The sequence below is a fragment of the Prosthecobacter sp. genome (assembly GCF_014879935.1).
In the GTDB taxonomy this organism is placed as follows: Bacteria; Verrucomicrobiota; Verrucomicrobiia; order Verrucomicrobiales; family Verrucomicrobiaceae; genus Prosthecobacter.
Genome location: NZ_JACSRD010000123.1, coordinates 53,038 through 75,830, shown reverse-complemented (window position 1 = coordinate 75,830; position 22,793 = coordinate 53,038). Strand labels below are relative to the sequence as shown.

Below are 22,793 nucleotides of genomic sequence, written 5' to 3'. Positions count from 1 at the left end.
GACGGAAAATTAGCATCCTTGTCGGCAAAGCAGCTCGAAGCCACGGATGACGCGCTCGTTCGCTTTACCGGCTTGGTCTTGCAGAGCCTCGTGAAGGAAGCGCTCACGCAGTCCGAGTTTACGGAGGTAAAGGACAAGCTCACCGCAGGATTGCCGGAATTGCCGCGCTGCTGGGGCATGTTTGTGGCACAGGGTATTCCCGGCATGCAACCGTTGATCGAAAAGGACTTTCTGCTCGCTTTGCAGGCCGCGCATGATGGCTCTGGAACGAGTCCCACGGTCGAACCAGCCTTGCTCTCCACGTTCTTTACTCAGTGGTTCCAGCATGGAGTCAGCGATGTGCTGTGGAAACAAGGCTGGCAGCAGAAATTAGCCGAAGTCGTCTGTCCGTGGCTGACGGCCGCTTTGGCGGATACCTTGATTACTGACCACCCGGTGGCGCTGACGGCATTTCGTGAAAGCATGCTGCGATTCCAAACAGAGCGTTCAGTGAAGCTGGGAGACATCGACAAGCGCACGAAGGAGATCGCGAAGAAGCAGAAGAGCGAAGGACGCAAATCGACCCGACGACACAAGGAACTCACGTCAGGCATCAGCAAAGTGGAAGCGATGCTTGTCGAGCAAACAGCACCAGGTCGCCTTGCGGCTTACAAGCGTGCCCTCGTTGCTGCGTTCTCAGCCTATCAAGAGCTTGCCATCGACAACTACGCCGCCGCCGATCAGGCCTGCCCGGACATTTGGGACATCTTTGTCCATCCCGCTTGCTCGGCGGAGCACCTCCGCCCGGAGGATATGGATGCCGCCCAGCGGGAGACACCGCCGCGCCTGCCCACACAGGACTTGTTGCCGCTGCTCGCCCACGACGACTACCGCCGCACCGTGTTGTTGGCCGATCCCGGCATGGGCAAGAGCACGATCATCCAAGCCCTCATCGCCCACCTTGCCAGCCGGCGTCCGCTGCCCGGAGCGCCCGTGCTCACCGGCCTGCTGCCCGTCCCGCTCATCTTGCGGGACCTCGTACCGCTGCTACCTCAGAATGAGGTCGAAAGCTGGACCTGGGACCGCCTCATCACCGTCCTCATCGAGCACTACCAGCGCGAAGAGACCGCCCCGCTGCTTTGTGATGCCTACAAAGACCACCGCGAGGAATTCTACCAACTCCTCCACTCCGACCCGAAACTCTTCTTCCTCATCGACGGCCTCGACGAGATCGGCGACCTCGCGAAGAGGCGGAAAATCGTCGAGTGCATTCAGGACGGCATCAAGGCGGTGAGCAAAGAGGCGCGGTGGTTGATCACGTCGCGGGTGATTGGGTATGATGCCGCTCCTGTGGACATCGTGGATCTCGCATCTGGTTTTAGTTTCACGAATATCCAGGCGGCAGGTGGAGTGACGGAAGACAAACTAATCCAATGCCTTGAAGACTGGACTCGTAGTTTTTTGCAGTGGTCAGGCTACCTTTATGATCCGCCGCATTCAGGGCATCCTCCGACCTTTATCGAAGCCGCTTTGAGCGCCAGCCTAGCAAAGGCATTGGTAAGCGAGGCATTTCCAAGCAATCGCAACTTTATTTTTTACCGAGAACAGCGTGTTGCCCAGCGTCTCCATCTATCTCCCTTCGACAACCAACGTCAGGACGCCTTCACCAGCCGCTGGTTCCGGCACCGGCACAGCACGGACTTCTCCAAGGAGCTAATGCGTGAGGTCCGCGCCCATCACCACGATGGCGTGCGCATCATCTCCCGCGTGCCGAACCTGCTGTGCATGATGAACATGCTCAAACGTAGCGGCAAACCGCTCCCCGATGGCCGCGCTGCTTTGTATGACGAGATCGTCAAGGCCTACCTCGGCGGAATCGATGCCGCCTACAAAATGCAGCCCATCCTCGGCAACACCTGCCCCTTCGAGCCAGCGGAGCGCCGCTTTCTTCTCTCCCTCCTCGGGGCTCTGATGCAGAAGATCCGGCTTGGAAGCGAGAAAGGAGACAAGGACGGCAATATACTCATCGCCATGCCCGAGTTGGCTCAGTTGCTCCTCCCGGCCATCGAGTCGATGCAACAGGCTGGGAAGGTGACAAGGGATCACAGTGCCACCGCCTTGCTCGACGAGCTGCTGCACCACATCGCCAGCCGCAGTGGCCTACTCATCCCGCGCAGCAGTGATGCAGACGGAAACACCGTCTATAGCTTCACCCACCTGTCGTTCATGGAGTTCTTCGCCGCCGAGTGGCTGGGCATGGAGTTCGACCGGCGCCAGCGCCAGCTCGCTCGGCACTCGGAGGCACTTTTGGAAGACATGCAGCTCACCGCTATGGAGCTGGAGCAGATATTCCCTCCTCCCGGTCCCATCCAGCACTCGCGTGAGTCCTTCAAAAACTTGCCCGCCCTGCCTGCTTGGCACGAGCCCCTCATCTTCCTGCTGGAGACGCGCAAAGCCGATGCCCCCACCCTCCTCCGCTGGCTCTTCCCCGCGCTGCACACCACCAACAGAGAACAGCGAACCGAAAAGCAGGAGCCGGCGAAGCCGCTCCTCCCGCTCGATGCCGTGCGCCTCCTCGTCAAACTCACCGCCGACCCGGAAATCCCTATCTCATCCGACAAGCGTCAGACTTGGTGGCTCATCCTATGGGACGCCTATCTGAGCTGGCCACACCTGGCATGGGAAAGTCGCGATGAAAAGAACTGGCCTGTTGCCTCACTTTTGCTGGAGAGAACAGAACACCGTCAAGAGGTCCTCGACGCCCTGATCGCTGTGCTCCCGGAATACTCTGGAAAACTGCTTATTCTGTATGAATGCACCACACTCACTTCGGAAGATTTGCGATGCTTTGCTGGAGTCGATGGTTTGCTTCATCTCAGTCTGGCACACTGCACCGGGCTCAAGGACACAGCATGGTTGGTCTCATTGCGGCAGCTCGAAATTCTAGACTTAGGTCACTGTTCCTGCCTGAAGGGCAGCCAAGCTTTTCAGGGGCTGGCAGGAATGAAAAAGCTAAAGACCTTGAACTTATTCAATTGCCCAGGTCTGATTGACACGGCACCGCTTGCGGAGCTGAGCGAACTCGAAATGTTGGACTTGGGTCTCTGCACTGGCCTACATGGGACAGACGCACTTCATGGACTCGAAAACCTATCGGCTCTCAAAGAACTTTACCTGTCGAACTGCACCAGCATCGAGAACCTGCCCGACCTCCGATCCCTGCGTGCCTTGCGGCTCCTCAATTTGACAGGCTGTCGAAAACTGAAGAATCTCGACGAGGTGAGACGACAACTCCCCACAGATTGCGTGATTTTAGGACCGCATGGTGAGCGGCTTTAGGAAACTGCCACGGGTCTCAAACAGGCGGCTGGCAAGATTATAAAAAGTCTTGCTGAATTGTCATCCACGACTCAATCACTCCGACCATCCATCACTCCATCACCCCGTCTTGCCACGGCTTTTCACGCTGCGAGGATCGCTGGTTCACGCCGTTTCGCTGCCTCAGGGCGGGCAAAACGCGTCAACAATTCGGCGGCGAGATGCGAAGGATCGTCTGAAAGGATCGTGCGCACCTCGCCAAAGCGGAACAAGGATTCCCGCCGACGCACAGTCTCGTTAAACGCCAACAGGCAGGCCTTTGGCCCGCTGGCCATGCCTTGAACGCGCTTCATCTCCTGGACGAATGCCTGCATCGCGGCGGCATAAGCCTGCTCTTCCTGTCGGGGAAACATGGCTTTCACGCGTTGCGGCATTTCGACCTCGCCTGCGAAGTTCAGCAGGCAAGGATCCTGACATGCCACGAGCACGCCCACATTCACAAACTCTCCGGTGACCGGGTAGGGCAGGAATTGCAGGAGGGCGTAGTTGCAGACGGCTTGGGCAGTTTTCATGGCAGTTTCCAAAACGTGTCTGGATCGGTGAACGGCAGGCTCAGGACGGATTCTACATGCTTCCTGTCCAGTTGCACGGGCATACTCTCATCTGCATCGAGATGGAGCCACTCCAGCGGCAGTTCTTCATACAGCTCGGGCAAAAGGCTCAGTGCTTCACGCAAGCGTGGTTCCATCCTCGCTCTGAATCCAGGCGGCCATTGTTTGAGCTGGCCTGCGAACACATGGGCATCAAAGAATCGCGCACGATCGAAGTCGTCATCGAAAGCCAGATTGAAATCATAAGCCCACAGCATCTCCCGGCGTGATTGGTCCTTCCAAAGCGCTCCTTCTTCATCCGAATCCGGCAAAGAGGGTATCTGCGTCACCATGAGGTTGGGATTTCCTCCCTTCGGCGAAAGGCTCCGATCCTCATTCTGAAGCCATAGATCCAGAAGAAGCAGCGCAGCCATGGTCTCCTCAGGCCAGCCTTGGGCGGACGTCCACGAAAGCTCCTGACCACTCTCGACCCGCATGGACGCAAACACCGTGCCCGTGCCCAGTTCCTTGATGTCTTTGCGCGTGCTTCCAGCGATCAATCCTTGCGGAACCTCTGCCAGCGCAAATGCCGGCACGCTGATTGGCAGGCCCTGCAAGAGGAGACCCGCCAGCCGGCCAGACAACAGCTCACAGCAAAGCGAACGCTGACCTGCATGGGCTCCTTTGACGTAGCAGGTCACCCAATGATCTGCCGAACAGATGAATGGCCGTGTCATGCCCTGCTCCGCACGCCCCAGCACTTCGGTGATGGTGACGTGCGGATTCATGGCATGGTCTGTGGTCATCAAAGCGCCGCGATGACTGCGTCGCCGATCTCCTTGGTGTTCACCTTTCGGGTACCGGGGGCGTTGCTGAAGATGTCGCCGGTGCGGAGGCCTTGGTCGATGACCTTCTTGACGGCGGATTCGATCTGCACGGCTTCTTTTTCGAGGCCGAGGGCAAAACGAAGCAGCAGCGCGGCGGAGAGGATCTGCGCGATGGGATTGGCGATGCCCATGCCGGCGATGTCGGGGGCGGTGCCGCCGCTGGGCTCGAAGAGGCCGAAGTAGAGGCCGTCGCCCTTCGGCTTGCCGAGGCTGGCGCTGGCGAGCATGCCGAGCGAGCCGGCGATCATGGCCATTTCATCGCTGAGGATGTCGCCGAAGAGGTTTTCGGTGACGAGGACGTCGAAGCTGCGCGGGGCTTTGATGAGCTGCATGGCGGCATTGTCCACGTAGAGGTGGGCGAGGGTCACGTCCGGGTATTCTTTGGCGACTTCGACCATCGTCTCGCGCCAGAGCACGGAGTTGGTGAGCACGTTGGCCTTGTCCACGCTCGTCACATGCTTGCGGCGGAGCTGCGCGGCCTTGAAGGCGACGTGGGCGATGCGCACGATCTCGCTCTTTTTGTAAACCATGGTGTCGATGACCTCGATGTCGCCATCGGGCAGCGTGGTGCGGCTCTTCGGCTGGCCGAAGTACATGCCGCCGGTCAATTCACGCACGCAGAGCACGTCGAAGCCGCCCTCGACGAGGTCGGGACGGATGGGCGAGGAGCTGGTGAGCGCGGGATAGCAGATGCCGGGGCGCAGATTGGCGAAGAGGCCGAAGTGCTTGCGGATGGGCAGCAAAGCGCCGCGCTCGGGCTGCTCATTAGGCGGGAGCTTTTCCCACTTCGGGCCGCCGACGGAGCCGAAGAGGATGGCGTCGCTGGCTTCGCAGGTTTTGATGGTTTTTTCGGGCAGCGCCTTGCCCACGGCGTCGATGGCGGCACCACCGACGAGTTCGTGGTGGTAGTGGAACGTGAGGCCGGAACGGCTGGCGACGGTGTCGAGGACGCGAAGGGCCTCGGCCATGACTTCAGGGCCGATGCCGTCGCCGGGGAGGACTGCGAGATTGAACGTGCGGGACATGAGGGTGGGGAAAGCGGCCTGTTCAGTGGATGAGGATGCGTGGGATGGCAAGTGGCGGGCGGAACCACAGCGGGCGAATTCCGCATGCCGCCGAACCAAGATCGCTCGCGCCGAACGCGAGGACGGTTGTCTAGAAATTGCAGTTCACATAAATCTTACTTCCGCCAAACCATAATGACCGCAATTATCGGCATTTATGCGACTCGACCTTGTGAAGATTCCCAGAACTGCCCTCAACAGCGTCCAGACAGGCTCATTCAAGGACCGCCGCCTCTTGGGATCGTTTGGCCTGATCGCGATGTTGGGACTGGGTGGGTTGGCTCATGCTGGCGAAGACGATCACGGCCTTTCCGACCAACTGGCAGCGGAAGCACAGATTTTGGCCCCGGCTTTTCCCATCATGGCCCCTGCGGCCACCGTGGCGACCGCCCGCATTTCGTTGGGTGAATGGGGAAACATCATCTCCTGGACGCCACACATTCCCGTCACTGCGGCGACGCTTCCAGACGGTCGTCTGCTGACCTTTGCCTCGAACCAGCGCACCACGTTCCCGGTAGGACCCGAGTTCACCTATGCGGCGGTGTGGAATCCGGCCACAGGCGTTTTCACCGAGATCAACAACACGCGTCACGACATGTTCTGCGGCGGCACGGCGATGCTGCCAGACGGGCGGGTGATGATCAATGGCGGGCGAAACACGACCCGATTGAGCAGCTTGTTCGACTGGCGCACGAGCCAATGGGTGGCGGTGCCAAACATGAACGATGGCCGCTGGTACAACACGAGCGTGGCCCTCACCGACGGCAGCATTTTCACCGTCACGGGTGACGGCGGCACGAACACGGCCGAGCGCTGGACCTCCGCTGGCGGCTGGTCCCGCCTGAGCGGCATCAACTGGTCCACGGTGGTCGGCCAGCCTGGTTATGTGACCCGATGGCACCCGCTGGTCGTGGTGGCGCCGGATGGCCGCCTGTTTCACGGCGGTCCGACACGCCAGATGAACTGGGTCACGACCACCGGCACGGGCACCCTGACTTACAGCGGCGTGAATGTCCCCGGCACCTTGTATCCGAAGGAAGGCTGCTTCGCCGTGTATGACGAGGGGCGCATCCTGGTCGCAGGCGGCTCCACAAACACCAATCCAAACCCCAGCGACAGCTCCACCGGCACCAGTTCGACTGCCGCCTTCACCATCGACATCCGCACGGGCACTCCGGTGGTGCAAAGCGCCCCCTCCATGAGTTTCGCACGCCAGTTTGCGAACTCGGTCATCCTGCCCAATGGCGAGGTGATGGTGATCGGTGGCAACACCTCCGGTCTGAAATTCAATGACACGGGGTCCGTCCTCACACCGGAGATCTGGAATCCCGCCACACGCCAGTGGCGCCAGCTCGCACCGATGAGCGTGCCGCGCAATTACCACTCCGTGGCGCTGCTGCTGCCGGATGGTCGTGTGTGGTCAGGCGGAGGCGGTCTGGGCGGCAACAGCGCCGACCATCGCGACGCGCAGGTCTTCACGCCGCCCACGCTTTACAATCTGGATGGCAGCCTCGCCACGCGTCCTGTCATCACGCAGGCGCCGTCCTACATCGGCGTGGGCACGACGTTTGCCGTTCAGGCCACGCCCGGCGTCACTAGGTTCAGCTTCATCAAGATGTCGTCGCAGACCCACGCGATGAACACGGACCTGCGCTACCTCAGCCTGCCGTTCACCGAGGCGTCTCCCGGCGTTTACAGCGTGACGGGTCATTCGAACCTCAGCGTGATGACGCCGGGCTACTGGATGCTCTTTGCCATCGGCGCAAACGGGGCGCACTCCGTCGCTGCGGTCGTTCAGGTCGATCCCACGACGTCGGTCTCCGTGGTCAATCCGGGCAGCCAGGTCAGCGCCGTGAACGCGCCCACAACGCTGGCTGTTTACGGCACGGCACCCGGCAATGGAGCGCTGACCTACAGTGCCACGGGGCTTCCCACCGGCCTCGTGATTCATCCATCCACCGGGGTCATCAGCGGCACGCCGACGAGCACGGGCACCTTCAGCAACGCACGTGTCACCGTGACCGATGGCATCACCAGCGCGGGCGCCACCTTCACATGGACCGTCACCCCGCCGAATGTGAGCCGCCAATTCACGAGCTTCACCTTCACCACCGGCTGGCAGATCAATGGCAATGCCGCGATGACGGGCGGAGTGCTCGTTTTGACGCCAAACGCGGGCACTCAGGCCGGTTCCGCGTTTCTGAGTGATCCGGTTCCTGTCTCCGAAGGCACCTCATTCACCAGCCGCTTTGTTTTCCGCATGAATGGCACGGGCGACGGTGCGGATGGCATGACATTCGTGGTGCAAGGCAGCGCCGCAACCGCACTCGGGGCCGCTGGCGGTGGTCTGGCGTATGAAGGCATTCAAAAGAGCCTCGCGATTGAGCTCGACACCTATGCAGGTGGCACCGATCCGAACGCGAACCACATCGGCGTGTTGAGCAATGGTGTCGTTTCACCCCACCTCGGCACCGCGACGGCACCGTTTGACCTCGAGAATGGAGCCAGCCACACCTTGTGGGTCGATTACGATGGCCCGGCAGACACTCTGCGCGTGTATCTGGTGCAAGGCGTGAGCACCACAAAGCCGGCGACGCCACTGCTCACCCAGACAGCGCTGAAGCTGGCCAATTTGACCGGCCCCAGCGCCTGGATCGGCTTCACCGGTGCCACAGGCGGCTCCACGAACACGCACGAGGTGCTCGCCTGGGAGATCAATGTGAACGCCTTTGCGCCCCCCACACCTCCCGTCGTGACGAATCCCGGATCGCGCAGCGGTGTCATCAATCAGGCTGCTTCGCTCGCCATTCAGGCCAGTGACATCAATGACGACACGCTGGCATTCAGCGCCACGGGACTGCCCACAGGTCTCGCGATCAATCCCGGCAGCGGCATCATCAATGGCACGCCCACCGTGGCAGGCACCTTTCCCGTGGTTGTGACGGTGAGTGATGGCAACACCAGCCCGGTCAGTGTTTCCTTCAACTGGACGATCAATGCCAACCTCGTCGTGCAGCCGCCGCTATCGGCGCCAGGAGCCTCCGGCGCTTCCATCGCCCTCACCGCTTCGAGCACGGGCGGCGCCAATCCACGCTTCAAGTGGAACTTTGGCGATGGCACGCCTGAAACCGCCTACAGCAGCAGCGCCACGATCAATCACACCTTCGTCAGCCCAGGCCGCTACACGGTCGTCATCACAGCCACCGATGACACGGGCTTGGTCGTCACCAGCACCTTTTTCCAGGCCGTGTTTGCGCCGCTCACCACGAAAAAGCCGTCGGTTTCCTCCAGCATCGTGTTTGAAGACCGTGCCACAGGCAATGACCGCGTGTGGCTGGTCAATCCAGACACCGACAGCGTCACCGTGATCGATGCCGTCACGCGTGCGAAGCTCGCGGAGACCAGTGTCGGCCTCGCGCCCCGCAGTCTTGCGCTCGCGCCGGATGGTCGGGTGTGGGTCACGAATGCGGAAAGCGCCACGATCTCGATTTTGAACGGCAGCACCTACGCTGTGGCCTCCACTCTGGCCCTTCCACGCGGTTCGCGGCCGTTTGGCATCGCCTTCGATCCGAATGGCACGGCGGCTTATGTGGCGCTGGAGGGCAGCGGGCAGCTTTTGAAACTGAATCCGAGCACGGGAGCGCAGATCGGCAGCTTGAATGCCGGACGCCAGGCACGTCACGTGTCCGTCAGCGCCGATGGAGCGCGTGTTTATGTCAGCCGCTTCATCACGCCGCCGGTTCCTGGCGAAAACACCGCCTCGCCGGTCACCACGGGCCGTGGTGGCGAGGTTCTCGTCGTCACCGCATCGACGCTGGCGCTCGAGCGCACGATTCTGCTCCAGCACAGCGAGAAGGACGATTCACCCAGCTCCGCGCACGGCCTGCCAAACTACCTCGGCGCCACGGCCCTGTCTCCCGATGGTCTCTCCGCCTGGGTGCCGTCAAAACAGGACAACATCAAACGCGGCACGTTGCGCAACGGCGTCGGCCTCAATCATGATCAATCGCTTCGCGCCATCGCCAGCCGCATCAATCTGACCACGCAGGCCGAGGATTACGCGGGACGTGTCGATTTCGACAACTCCGGCATGCCCAGCGCCGCGATCTTCGACCCATGGGGCATCTGTGTTTTCGTGGCGCTCGAAAGCAGCCGCGCCGTGGCTGTCGTCGATGCCTGGAACAAGACGGTCATCACGCGGTTTGATGCCGGGCTCGCCCCGCAGGGCCTCGCCATCTCGCCGGACGGCCGCACGTTGTTCGTCCACAACTTCATGGCCCGTACGGTGAGCGTGCATGACGTCAGCAGTCTGGTTCAGGGCGGCAGCGCCGCGCCGCTGACACTCGGCGTCGTGAACGCGATCAATGTCGAAAAACTCAGCGCCGCCGTGTTGCGCGGAAAACAGTTCTTCTACGACGCCGCTGATTCACGGCTGGCCCTGCAGGAGTACATTTCCTGCGCCTCCTGCCACAATGACGGCGGCCACGACGGCCGCACGTGGGATTTCACCGGCGTGGGGGAAGGCCTGCGCAACACCATCACGCTTCGCGGCCACGGTGCTCATGGGGCGCTCCATTGGACGGGCAATTTTGACGAGGTTCACGACTTCGAAGGCCAGATCCGCGCCTTCTCGGGCGGAACGGGCCTGATGAGCGACGCCCAGTTCAACACGGGCACGCGCAACCAGCCTCTTGGCGATCCCAAAACGGGTGTGAGCAGTGATCTCGACGCGCTCGCGGCTTACGTCACCTCCCTCACCACCGAATCAAACAGCCCGCACCGCAACAGCGATGGCTCGGCCTCCGCAGCCGCCGTCGCGGGCGAGCGCGTCTTCCGACAGCAAAACTGCGCGGCCTGTCACGGCGGCACATCGTTCACCAACAGCGCGTTGAACGTCTTCCGCGATGTCGGCACGATCAAACAGCCCACCAGTGGCAAGCGCCTCAATGGCACGCTCACGGGCTTCGATGTGCCCACTTTGCGTGGTGTGTGGGCCACCGCGCCGTATCTGCACGATGGCTCCGCCTCCACGCTTGCCGATGCGGTCACCGCCCATCAGGGCGTGACGCTGAATGCCACGGATCTCGCCAACCTCGTCGCCTATTTGGAACAGATCGACAACGCGCCCGCTTCCGCACCGCTGCCTGTCACGGTGGAACTCACGACCACCGCACCTGCCAGCGTGAGCGATCCATTTGTCGTCACGGCCACCTTCAGCCATGCCGTGACCGGCTTTGCGCTGGCGGACATTACTGTCAGCGGCGGAACGGCGAGCGCGTTCAGCGGTTCAGGCACCACCTACACGTTCACTGTCACACCGACGGCCAATGTGACGATTTCCGTGCCTGCGGGCGGTGCGCAGGATGCCGCTGGCGTGACGAATCTCGTGTCCAATGGGCTTTCACGCTCCTACACCGCTCCGAACAACGCGCCTGCGTTTGTGAGCCAGGATGTGGGCACCGGCTTCGTCGCCGGATCGACCAGTTTCGACGCTGGAACGGGGATCTACACGGTCAACGCCTCCGGCCAGGACATTTACTTCACGCAGGATGGCTTCCGCTTTGTGCAGGTCGTGCTCAATGGCGATGGTGAAGTGCGCGCCCGCGTGCGCAGCTTTGGCAACACCAATCCATGGGCCAAGGCCGGTGTGATGATGCGCGAGTCGCTCGCGGCGGGTTCCCGGCACGCCACGATGTTCATCACGCCGCCCGCAGCAGGCAATGGATTCGGCCTTGTGTCTCGTCTGGTGGCGAATTCGGCCACGAGTTACGCTGCCGGACCGGCGCTGAACGCGGTTCCCAACAACTGGGTGCGTCTCGTGCGTCAAGGCAATGTCCTGACCGGCTATGCATCCGCGAACGGCAGCACGTGGACGCTGGTGGACAGCGTCACCCTCACCGGATTGACCTCCCAACTGTATGTGGGGCTCGCCGCGACGGCTGCGGACAGCTTTGTGACAACAGCCGCCGAGTTCGACAACGTGCAGGTCATCGGAACGCAGGCCGTGGTGGCTCCGACGGTCTCTCTGACGGCGGCGTCAGCGATCGAAACCGGCCCGTTCACGATTCAGGCGCAGTTCAGCCAGTCCGTGACCGGATTGACCGCGAGCGACTTCGTTTTGACCAATGCCACCGCCAGCAATCTCACCGGCAGCGGCACCAGCTACAGCGTGACTCTCACGCCGGTCAGTCCAGGCCTCGTCACCGCCAGTTTGCCTGCGGCGGCGGCGCAAAATGCCGCCAACACGGCCAGCTTGGCTTCCAACACGGTTTCAGTCACTTACACGCCCCCCGTGGCGGTTTCGCTGGTGGGGCAGGATGTCGGCGCTCCACTGGTCGCGGGCAGCACCGTTTTCAGCGGCGGCGTTTACACGGTCAAAGGTTCCGGCAGCGACATTTTCTCCACGACCGACGGCTTCCAGTTCGCCCTCACCCAACTCACCGGGGACGGCGAAATCCGCGCACGCATCACCAGCCAGTCGAACACCAATCCGTGGGCCAAAACGGGCGTGATGATCCGTGAATCACTCACCGCTGGCGCTCGCCACGCGATGATGTTCACCACGCCGGCGGGCGAGAACAACGGCTTCGGCATGGTCTGGCGTCCCACGGTCAATACTGCCACCAGTTATGCTCCTGGACCGGCTTTGAACGCCGCGCCGAACAACTGGGTGCGCCTCGTCCGCTCAGGCACTGCCATCAATGCCTACGCCTCCGCCAACGGCAGCGCCTGGACGCTCGTCGGCACGGCCACACTCAGCGGTTTGCCCGGCACCGTGTATGTCGGACTGGCTGTTACCGCGTCTTCACCCGCGGCGCTGGCGACTTCGACCTTCGACAACGTTCAAATTGTCGGCTCGCAGGCCGTCGTGGCACCTTCCGTGACGCTCAGCGCCGCTTCGGCCATTGAAACCGGCGCGTTCACCGTGCAGGCGCAGTTCAGCCAGTCGGTGACCGGCTTGACCGCCAGTGATTTTGTCGTGACGAACGGCGCTGCCTCGAATGTGACCGGCTCCGGCACGAGCTACGGGGTCACCATCACGCCCACCGTCGCCGGTGCCGTCACGATCCAGCTTCCTGCCAGTGCGGCCCAAAACGCGGGCGCGGTCGGCAGCACGGCCTCGAACACAGTTTCGGTCACTTACGCACCACCGGCGACGGTCACGCTGCAGTCGCAGGACGTCGGCACCGTGCAGGTCGCAGGCAGCATGGCCTTCAACAGCGCGTCGGGCGTTTACACGCTCCAAGGCTCCGGTGATGACATCTTTTTCAGTGCCGACGGCTTCCGCTTTGCCCACATGCAGCTCACAGGCGATGGCGAAATCCGCGCGCGTGTCACCAGCCAGACCAACACCAATCCGTGGGCCAAAACGGGCGTGATGATTCGTGAGACACTCGCAGGAGGCGCACGTCACGCGACGGTCTTCACCACCCCGGCCGGTGAGAACAACGGTTTCGGCCTGGTCTGGCGTGCCACCGCCAATGCAGCCACGAACTACGCCGGCGGACCGGCGGTGAGCACGCCGCCGAACAACTGGGTGCGACTCGTGCGCAGCGGCGATTCGATCACCGCCTACACCTCGGCCAATGGCAACGCGTGGACTTTGATCGACACGGTGACGATCTCCGGCCTCGCCAATTCGGTTTACATGGGCCTCGCGGTCACGTCGTCGTCGCCCTTTGATCTCGCCACGGCCACGTTTGACAACGTGCAGATCGTGCAGGCTGCGGCGGTTCCCGCAGGCTCGTTCACGGCGACAAACGTGCTGTCGTCGGCTCCGGCGGAAGGTTCGGTCGCGGACAAGGCTCTCATCGACGTCGATTTCGATGGAGATGGCGTCAGTGATCTCATCGAGCAGGTGCTCGGGGCAGGTGATCGCTTTGATGGCGGCTGGTGGCTGACCGCCAACAGCGCCGGTCGTGTCGATGCCCATCTGGTGCAGTCGTCCGGCATCGCTGGCGTGACCTTCCAGCTTGAATCGTCGGCTGATCTGAAAACGTGGCAGCTGCTCGCTCTGGCACCACTGACCACAGATCTGGGGCAGGGGACCAGGCAGCTCACCTGGAGCGGCATCACCAGCCTTGGCGGGCAGACACTGGAGCGCGGCATCGTCCGCATGCGGGTCACGCTGAGCAATGGCACGAGCGCGGTCACTTCTCCGCAGGGCTGGCAGCGCTATGGCTTTGAAAATGGCACGCGCACCCTCGGCGTGAGCTTGGTGAATGCCCCGCTTTATGCCGGACGCATCGCGCAGACGGCGGAAGGCGCGGTGGTGCTCGAAAAGGCCGATGAACTCAGCCTTGCGGCGGCGGTGGCGGCTTATCTCGAAGTGCTCGATGGTGCGCATGCGGGCGACCGCCTTGAGATTTCGTCGCTGGCCGCCGGAACGGCGCAGGTGGCGCTCAGTTCGCCTCTGAGCACGCTCCAGACGCTGCCCGTGGATCTCGCCGGTGCGCGTGTGGTGGTGCGGCGGCACATCACACTGGCCCAGGTTTTCCCCGCGGACGTGTTTCAACCGGGTGCGACCACGGCGGCGGCTGATCAGGTGCTGTTCCACGAAAACGGAACCTGGACCACCTGCTGGCTGAACGGCAGCCGGCAGTGGGTTTCCGCTGCTGACCCAGCGGGAACCTCGCAAAACGCGAAAATCATTGCTCCAGGCACCGGTTTGATGGTCAAGACGGGCGCGTTGGCCAAATCGGTGACCCACACGGGACACGTCCGGACCACGCCGTGGCGTGCGTCGCTCCTCACCGGCCAGAATTTGCTCGCCTCACCCTGGCCGGTGGATGGCACCCCGCAGACCCTCGGTTTGACCGCTGGGAATGGCTTGACGGCTTCCACGAGCATGGCCACGGCCGACCAGATCCAGCTTTGGAAGGGGGATGCCACGCCGGGCGCCGCGACTTACGATGGGTGGTGGCTGCTGAAACGCGGAAGCACGCTCATCTGGACTGCCAAAGGCAGCGCCAGTCTCAAGGATGTGAGCGCGACGCTGCCATTGCGGTCAGGCTGGGCGTTTTTCCTGAAGGCGCAGCCCGCCACGGCCGACCACGGCTGGATTTTGCCCTGAGATCGGGGGGCGGGCGGGTTCACAAGTCCCCAAAGTTCCCCTTGCCAAAAAGGTCTTCTATGGTTCCTTCGCGGCCCTTCATCCCATACTGACACACACCGCCTGACAAGTTGTCCGGCATCCCCCAAACACCATGAGCGAAGCAACCACCATCGATTCCCCTTCTTTCAAGCTCCACGAAAAGGACACCGGCAGCGCCGACGTCCAGGTGGCCCTCTTGACGAAGCGAATCAACGCACTCACGCAGCACCTCGCCGCGCATGAGAAGGATCATTCCACGCGTCGCGGCCTCCTTCAGATGGTCGCCCGCCGCCGCAAACTGCTCGACTACCTCAAGCTGACGGCCAACGAGCGCTATCAGGCCTTGCTGAAGAGCCTCGGTCTCCGCCGCTAATCCGCCAAATTTGCCGAAGGGTGATGCTAAAGCATCGCCCTTCGTGTTTCTGCGCGTAAAGCCGAGGTCGGAGTGCAGACCGTCATATTCAGGACGCATGATCGTCCACGAATCTTGGCGCAGTCGCATCGTTCATTCCGCCCTCCCGCGCACCGGAGTCGGCCTCTCAGCTTTCCCGCCCGGCATTCGCCGGCGATGCCTCTTTTTCACCCACAACACAACCAAACACACAGCCAACCTATGGCCATCCACACACAAAACATCCAGCTCGGTGCTGGAACCCTCCAGATCGAAACCGGCAAATTCGCCAAACTCGCCGACGGCGCCGTCACCGTGCGTCTCGGTGACACCATCGTCCTCGTCACCGCTGTCTCCGCCACGAAAGTGAAGGACGGCCAGGACTTCTTCCCCCTCTCCGTCGAATACAAAGAGAAAGCCTCCGCCGCAGGCCGCTTCCCCGGCGGTTACTTCAAGCGCGAAGGCCGCCCCACGGAAAAGGAAATCCTCACCTGCCGCATGACGGACCGCCCGCTGCGTCCGCTCTTCCCGAAAGGCTACTACTACGACACCCAGGTCGTCGCCATCCTCCTCAGCGCCGACGGCGAGAACGACCCGGACATTTGCGCCATGAACGGTGCCTCCGCCGCTCTTTGCGTCTCCGACATTCCCTTCGCGGGCCCTGTCGGTGCCGTGCGCATCGGCCGCATCAATGGTGAGTTCATCATCAACCCAACGCAGTCCCAGCGTCTCGATAGCGACCTCGACCTCGTTTACGTCGGCAACAAGACCGACGTCATCATGATCGAAGGTGCCGCCAACGAGCTTCCCGAAGCTGAGTTCGTCAAAGCGCTGCATTTCGCCCAAGGCGAAGTCACCAAGATCGTCGCCGCCCAGGAAGAGCTCACCAAGCTCGCTGGCAAAGCCAAGCGCGAAGTGCCCCTCATGCTCGTCAAAGATGAGCTCCTCGAAATCGCCTACGCCGTCGCGGGCGACCGCATCGAAGGCGCTCTCTACACGCCGTCCAAAGTCGCCCGTGGCAAAGCCGTCGGCGCTTTGAAGGACGAAGTCGCTGAGGCCATCAAGGCCAAGTTCCCCGAGGCCACGCCCTTCGAGATCAGCCAGGCCTTCGACTACCTCCAGAAGAAAGCCTTCCGCATCTCCATCCTCGACAAGAAGAACCGTTGCGACGGCCGTGGCATCGACCAGCTCCGCCCGCTCTCCGGCGAGGCCTCCGTGCTTCCTCGCACGCACGGTTCCGCCAGCTTCACCCGCGGCGAAACGATGGCTCTTTCCATCGCCACGCTCGCCCCTGCTGATGAAGCCCAGGAAATGGACACCTACGCCGGTGGCCCCGACACGAAGCGCTTCATCCTTCACTACAACTTCCCTCCGTTCTCCGTCGGTGAAACCGGCCGCTTCGGTGGTCAGAACCGTCGTGAAATCGGTCACGGTGCTCTCGCCGAGCGCTCCATCGAGCCTGTCATCCCTGACAAGGCCACCTTCCCCTACGCCATCCGCGTGAGCAGCGAAGTCATGGAGTCCAACGGCTCCACCTCGATGGCCTCCGTCTGCTCCGGCGTCATGGCCCTCCTCGACGCAGGCGTGCCCATCAAGCGCCCCGTCGGCGGCATCAGCGTCGGCCTCGTCACCGAGTTCGAAGGCGACAACATGAAGCGCTACCTCACGATGCTCGACATCATTGGCAGCGAAGACCACTTCGGCGACATGGACTTCAAACTCTGCGGCACCAGCGAAGGCGTCACCGGCTACCAGCTTGACCTCAAGCTCCCCGGCATCCCGCTCAGCATCCTCGAGGAAGCCATCGCCAAGGCCAAGGCCGGCCGCACCCAGGTGCTCAGCGCCATGGCCCAGGCCATCGCCGAAGTGAAGCCCCTCAGCCCCTACGCCCCGCGCATCGAGATCATCAAGATCAACCCCGACAAGATCGGCGAGCTCATCGGCCCTGGCGGCAAGAACATCAAAGCCATCCAGGCCGAATCCGGCGCGGAGATCAGCATCGAGGACGACGGCACCGTCTTCATCTATGCCTCCCGCAAGGAAAGCCTCGAGCGCGCCGTCGAAATGGTCAGCGGCCAGTTCCAGGAGATCGAAGTCGGCAAGCTCTACACGGGCCGCGTCGTCAGCACGACGAACTTTGGTGCCTTCATGAACCTCGGTGGCAAGAAAGACGGCCTGATCCACATCAGCGAGCTCGCCGACTTCCGCGTCAACAAGACCGAAGACGTCGTCAAGACCGGCGACATCGTCACCGCCAAGTGCATCGGCATCGACGAGAAAGGCCGCATCAAGATGAGCCGCAAAGCCGCCATGAAGGAGAAGGACGCCGCCGCCGCCGCTGAAGGCGCCGCTGAATCTCCGGCTGCCTGATCATCCGGGACGAAAGCAACTCAATAACCACGAAGAGGCCGCTCCACCGAGCGGCCTCTTTTTATTTGGCGCAGTCGTTCGGTTCATCCAAAACTGCTCGAAGCATGTGCGTGCGGCTTCCGATGACAGAACAGGAATTCTGATCACATGGAGGAAGTGATTGCCATCGGAGGCTTGTTCTGAGAAAACGTCTGTCATTCATCCAACCCGAACCCGCCATGACCTCACGCCGCACGTTCATCACCCAGTCCGCCCTCGCCTTCACCGCGCTTTCCGCCAGCCGCGTGATGGGTGCCAATGAAAAGATCCGCATCGCCTCCATCGGCCTTGGAGGGCAGGGGAATGGCAACGCGGGACGCATGGCGAAGGTGCCAGGCGTGGAGATCGTTTATCTTTGCGATCCGGACACGAAGGCGCTGGAGAAGGCGAAGAAGGTGTTTCCGAATGCGAAGACCACGCAGGACCTGCGCAAGGTCATGGAGGACAAGGATGTGGATGCCGTGGTGGTGTCCACCTGCAATCACTGGCACGTGCTCGCCTCCATCTGGGCGATCCAGGCCGGGAAGGACGTTTACGTCGAGAAACCCATCTCCCACAACATCTGGGAAGGCCGCAAGCTGGTGGAAGCTGCGCGGAAGTACAACCGCATCGTCCAGGGTGGCACGCAGCAGCGCAGCGATCCGCTGCAGGACGAGATCAAGGCGTTCCTGGACGCCGGAACGCTCGGCAAGATCAAATATGTGCGCTGCAACCACTACAGCCTGCGCAACACCATCGGGAAGGTGGAGAAGCCGCTCACGCCGCCGGAGACGGTGAACTACGATTTGTGGCTTGGCCCGGCGAAGGACGAGCCGATCTACCGCGAGAAGCTGCATTATGACTGGCATTGGAACTGGAACACCGGCAACGGCGAGATGGGGAACTGGGGCCCACACATCCTTGATGACCTGCGCAACGTCGTTTTCCGCGACAAGGTGCCGCTGCCAAAGCGTGTGATCGCCGGTGGCGGACGTTTCGCATGGAATGACGCGGGCGAGACGCCGAACACGCACTTCGCCTACATGGACACGGGTGAGATCCCGGTGATTGTCGATTTCCACAACCTGCCACGCCAGAAGGGCATGAAGGCGCCGGATGTGTATCTGCGCCGCCGCACCGGCGCCTTCCTGATCATCGAATGCGAAGGTGGCTACTACACCGGCAGCCGTGGCGGCGGCACGGCCTATGATGCCGAGGGCAAAAAGCTGCACACCTTCAAAGGAGACGGCGGCAAGACGCACGCGGCAAACTTCATCGAGGCGGTGCGCAGCCGCAAATCGAGCGACTTGAAGGCGGAGATCGAGCAGATCCACTACTCCAGCGCGTGGTGCCATCTGGCGAACAACAGCTTCCGCCTCGGCCAGAAGTATGTCCGCGAGCAGGCGGAGGCGGCGGTGAAGGGCTTCCAGCCGTGGAACGACGTGATCGCCGATTTCCACGAGCATCTGGTCAAAAACGAGCTCGATGCCTCCACGCTCGACATCAAGATGGGGCCGATGCTGGAGCTGGATGTGGCGAAGGAGACCTTCATTGGTGAAACCGCCACGCCGGAGGCGCTGGCGCTGCTCACCCGCGAGTATCGGAAGGGCTACGAGGTTCCGAAGGAAGTCTGATTAAACACCAAGAGCGCCAGGGGTGACCTGGCGCTCTTTTCGTCGGGCGGCCGAGCGTCGAATTCGGTTACTTTGGTGGCGCAGGAGGCGTTGCGGGTGCCGGTGGGGTCGCGGGAGTCGCCGGCGGAGTCGCAGGTGGCGCTGCTGGCGCTGCTGGCGCTGCTGGCGCTGCTGGCGCTGCTGGCGCAGGCGTGAGTGCCTCCTTGGCCTTGGCTGCTGCTGCCTCGACGGCTTTCGCGACTTCAGCAGCTTTCTTCTCGGTCGCTGCTTTGAGCGCAGGCGCTTCTCTTTCGGCCGCAGCCTTCAATTCCGCCGCTTTCTTCTCAGCGGCGACCTTGGCCTCTTCCAACTGCCTGGCAGCGGCGTCCAGGTTGGATTTGGCCGCTTCTTTGATGGCCTCAGCCGCTTTTCGGTTGTCTTCCGAGGCTTTGGCAGCCTCCGGTGTCTTTTTGCAGGCTGTGACGCCGCCTGCGAGCATCCCGATCAGGAGGATGGGTGTGATTTTCATTGGATGTGACGTGAAACCGTGGTTCGCGGCCCGTCTGAAGCCAATACGCGATGCCGCGGCGGGGCGGCTGTGCGGTTTTTGCGTTTCCCGGGGTGGTTTGTGAGGTGGCGGGTGGACTTCCGGCGGCTTTTCCAGTTTATTTCCGGCGAAATTCTTCCCTCCCATGAACAACACGACCAGCGGCGAACACGACCTGAGCATCGAAAAGGTGAACCAGCGGGCACAGGACATCGAAGGCAAGCTGCCAAAGCTCAAGACGCTGTTCGAGCAGGGAAAGATCATGCTGGGCATGGTGCAGGACTACTGGAAGGGGAATTACCGCGAGGTTCCTTACTGGGCGATCGCGGCGGTGGCGCTGGCGCTGCTTTATGTGCTGAACCCGGTGGACATCATCATGGATGTGGTGCCGGGCATCGGTTATCTGGACGATGCCACGGTGGTGGCGTTCTGCCTGAAGCTGGTGCAGAAGGAGCTGGAGAAATACCAGCAGTGGTCGGCTGCGCAGAAGCAAAGTGGCAGCGGCCCGGTGGTGGATGTGTGACTTGTTCGCAGTTCTCGGTTCTCGGTTCTCGGTTGTTGGCGGGAAGTGCAAAAACAAAACCGCCGTGCAGGGAGTCTGCACGGCGGATGAAGGAAGGACTGTCCTCAGTCAGGCTTATTTGGCTGGCGTGCCATAGACCTGAACCTCGCAGTAGTGGTTCATGTCGTTGCTGGTGTTGCCGTTGCTCCAGAGACGGACGTAGCGGCCTTTGACACCTTTGGCGTCGATGATGCGGCCGTGGTTGGTTTCGACATAGGCCGGATCGCCGCCCTTGCCCATGGCGGAGGTGTCGTCGTGATCGGAGTTCCAGAGGGTGGTGACGCCGGTCTTGAACTCAGGATCATCAGAAACCTGGACGACGACGTCGATGTAGGCCTGGGCCTGCTTGTGGTAATGCCACATGGCGACCTTGTAGATGTTGGCCGGGGCTTCGAGGTCGATCTGCACCCACTGTTTGCCGGGCATGAGTTCGACGAAGGAACCGTCAGCGCCGTCGGCGTCGCCGTCGGTGATGAGGTTGAGGTCGCCGATGATCGGGGCGGAGTCAGAACTGGTGACTTTCTTGCCTTTGGCGAGGTTCACACTGCCTTTGGGAACCTGGATGGAAAGGATCGGCTTGTAGGAGCCGGGCTTTTCGAGGTTCGGCAGCTCAGCAGGCACCGGGGTGCCGATGAACATGGGCTTCGGGAACTCGAGCTTGATTTCTTCGAGGTCGCCAGCCGGAACAGAGGCGGCTGCCGGGGCGGCTGCGGAGGAGCCTTCGGCTTTCTTGTCTTCCGTCTTGCCGCAGGAGGCAAGGGTGAGGGCGAGCGTGAGGCCCGCGAGGGTGTGGATGGTGTTTTTCATGGGGAGCAGGTCGATTTGGGTTTCGAATTGAAAATGCCGCGGCAGCCGCGTTTTGACTTGGTGGCGCTGGCTCAGGCCTGGAAGTCCTCGGGGGTGAAGACGTATTTGCTGCCGGTCTTGATGGATTCGTAGGCCTTGAGCACGGTGACACAGGAGCGGAAGGCCATCTCGACGTTGCAGGTGAGGTGCGCGGGATTTTTCGTCTGCACGGCCTCGATGAAGTTCTGCACGTGGGGGGAATGCGGCTTGCGGTCGAGCTTGCGGTTCAACTCCCACTGGGACAGCGCCTTGCTCTCGCGGACATCGGCCATGCTGACCTTGCCGTAGGAGGGGGGCTTGGGCTTTTCCCAGTCACGTGGGTGCTCCCAGAACTTGTTCTTGGCCTTGTCGGCGGCTTTGGCAATGGGGGCGTCGTCGCCAAGGGCGAAGGCTTCCCAGTCCTGGCCGGGTTCGGCGTAGAGCTGGTTGCCGTTGGTGTCGAGTTCGGAGATGAGGGCGGTGCCGCCGGTGCCCATGTGCTTTTCATAAGCGCCCTGGGACCCGGTGGTGGTGAGCACCTGGTAGTAGCAGCGGAGGGCACCGTCCTTCGTCTTGAATTCGTAGATGCACATCACGTTGTCAGGCAGTTCGAACTTCGGGCGGCCTTCATTGCCATCGAAGTAATCGACGCCGCCGGAGGCGATGACGGAGACAGGCGTGGACTCGTACATCCAGTTGAACATGTCAATCTGGTGGGCGCCGAGGTCGGAAAGCGGGCCGCCGCCGTATTTGGAGAAGAAGCGCCAGTTGCGGAACTCCTCGATGTTGGCGTAGCCGTTCTTCACTAGGACATCCTGCGGGATGTCGTAGCCTTTCACCGCTCCCTGGGGGGCGCTGCCGGAGACACCACGGTTCCACTGAGCGTAGGCATGGGTGATGCGGCCGAGCATCTTGCCGGGCTTGATGACGTTGTCGCGCAGGTTGAGGTAACGCGGATTGGAGTGACGCTGGTGGCCGATTTGGAAGATCTGGGTGCCGAATTGCTTTCCGGCACGGACCATGTCACGCGCGCCTTCGAGCGTGTTGCTCATCATCTTCTCGCAATACACGTTTTTGCCCTTTTCGAGGCAGATGCGGGAATATGGAGCGTGGAGGAAGTCGGGCGTGGCGACGAAGACAGCCTCGATCGAGGGCTCCTTGTCGAGCATCTCGTGGATGTCGTAGTAGGTCTTCACCTCGCCTTCGACTTGGTGCTTGTTTTCACCGATGAAGCCGCCCCGGGTCTTGCGGATGGAGAACTCCCAGATGTCGCACATGGCGACCCACTGGATGCCGGGGACGTCCTTGGAGGCGACGCGCAGGGCATTGCCCTGGGCTCCGCAGCCGACGAGGGCGCATTTGACGGTGCGGCCTGGGGCGGTCTGCTGGGCGATGGCGCTCTTGCTGGTGGCAAGGTAAAGGCCGCTGCTGGTCAGGGCGCTGGTGCGGAGGAATCCGCGGCGGTCCATGAAGCGGGACAGCGGCGCTGGGGAAGGGGAAGGTTGGGAATTCATGGGGCGATCACTCGCTGGGTT

At 61.9% G+C, this 22,793-nt stretch carries 12 protein-coding genes; 6 read left to right on the top strand and 6 right to left on the bottom strand.

Annotation, left to right across the window (positions count from 1 at the left end; translation table 11 throughout):
• Positions 1 to 291 precede the first annotated feature (291 nt).
• On the top strand, positions 292 to 3,318 hold the full coding sequence (locus IAE77_RS09405) for a hypothetical protein (protein WP_294225182.1): 3,027 nt from the start codon (positions 292 to 294) through the stop codon (positions 3,316 to 3,318).
• 122 nt (positions 3,319 to 3,440) lie between these two features.
• Here IAE77_RS09405 and IAE77_RS09400 read toward each other — a convergent pair whose 3' ends face one another.
• From IAE77_RS09400 to leuB, 3 genes are read right to left on the bottom strand one after another with little or no spacing between them, the layout of a single operon-like run.
• Positions 3,441 to 3,869 carry a DUF3037 domain-containing protein gene (locus IAE77_RS09400; protein ID WP_294225178.1) on the bottom strand — a complete coding sequence of 143 codons (429 nt, stop codon included), beginning with the start codon at positions 3,867 to 3,869 and terminating at the stop codon, positions 3,441 to 3,443.
• Positions 3,866 to 4,675 carry a HipA family kinase gene (locus tag IAE77_RS30910; RefSeq protein WP_345780974.1) on the bottom strand — a complete coding sequence of 270 codons (810 nt, stop codon included), beginning with the start codon at positions 4,673 to 4,675 and terminating at the stop codon, positions 3,866 to 3,868. Before IAE77_RS30910 ends, IAE77_RS09400 begins: the two co-directional genes overlap by 4 nt.
• 17 nt (positions 4,676 to 4,692) lie before the next feature.
• Positions 4,693 to 5,799 carry a 3-isopropylmalate dehydrogenase gene (gene leuB, locus IAE77_RS09390; RefSeq protein ID WP_294225173.1) on the bottom strand — a complete coding sequence of 369 codons (1,107 nt, stop codon included), beginning with the start codon at positions 5,797 to 5,799 and terminating at the stop codon, positions 4,693 to 4,695.
• A gap of 400 nt (positions 5,800 to 6,199) precedes the next feature.
• Between leuB and IAE77_RS09385 the strand changes: the two genes are divergently transcribed.
• The 4 genes from IAE77_RS09385 (at position 6,200) to IAE77_RS09370 (ending at position 19,345) form a co-directional block, all read left to right on the top strand.
• Positions 6,200 to 14,911: an Ig-like domain-containing protein gene (locus tag IAE77_RS09385; RefSeq protein ID WP_294225169.1), complete on the top strand. Its 8,712-nt coding sequence runs from the start codon at positions 6,200 to 6,202 to the stop codon at positions 14,909 to 14,911.
• 133 nt (positions 14,912 to 15,044) lie between these two features.
• Positions 15,045 to 15,305 carry a 30S ribosomal protein S15 gene (gene rpsO / locus IAE77_RS09380; RefSeq protein ID WP_294225166.1) on the top strand — a complete coding sequence of 87 codons (261 nt, stop codon included), beginning with the start codon at positions 15,045 to 15,047 and terminating at the stop codon, positions 15,303 to 15,305.
• A 240-nt stretch (positions 15,306 to 15,545) separates the two neighbouring features.
• Entirely contained in the window at positions 15,546 to 17,693 is a 2,148-nt protein-coding gene (locus IAE77_RS09375) for a polyribonucleotide nucleotidyltransferase (RefSeq protein WP_294225163.1), read from the top strand.
• A 218-nt stretch (positions 17,694 to 17,911) separates the two neighbouring features.
• Complete coding sequence (locus IAE77_RS09370) at positions 17,912 to 19,345, top strand: Gfo/Idh/MocA family oxidoreductase (protein ID WP_294225161.1); 1,434 nt, start codon at positions 17,912 to 17,914, stop codon at positions 19,343 to 19,345.
• Positions 19,346 to 19,412: 67 nt separating this feature from the next.
• Here IAE77_RS09370 and IAE77_RS09365 read toward each other — a convergent pair whose 3' ends face one another.
• Positions 19,413 to 19,853, bottom strand: a complete 441-nt coding sequence (locus tag IAE77_RS09365) for a hypothetical protein (RefSeq protein ID WP_294225158.1) — start codon at positions 19,851 to 19,853, stop codon at positions 19,413 to 19,415.
• Positions 19,854 to 20,016: 163 nt separating this feature from the next.
• Here IAE77_RS09365 and IAE77_RS09360 point away from each other — a divergent pair, with 163 nt between their 5' ends.
• Positions 20,017 to 20,394: a DUF1232 domain-containing protein gene (locus IAE77_RS09360; protein ID WP_294225155.1), complete on the top strand. Its 378-nt coding sequence runs from the start codon at positions 20,017 to 20,019 to the stop codon at positions 20,392 to 20,394.
• Between the two features lie 114 nt (positions 20,395 to 20,508).
• Here IAE77_RS09360 and IAE77_RS09355 read toward each other — a convergent pair whose 3' ends face one another.
• The gene (locus IAE77_RS09355; protein ID WP_294225152.1) at positions 20,509 to 21,240 is read right to left on the bottom strand and encodes a discoidin domain-containing protein; all 732 of its coding nucleotides are present in this window, start codon (positions 21,238 to 21,240) and stop codon (positions 20,509 to 20,511) included.
• A gap of 71 nt (positions 21,241 to 21,311) precedes the next feature.
• Positions 21,312 to 22,772 carry a Gfo/Idh/MocA family oxidoreductase gene (locus IAE77_RS09350; protein WP_294225147.1) on the bottom strand — a complete coding sequence of 487 codons (1,461 nt, stop codon included), beginning with the start codon at positions 22,770 to 22,772 and terminating at the stop codon, positions 21,312 to 21,314.
• Between the last annotated feature and the right edge of the window lie 21 nt (positions 22,773 to 22,793).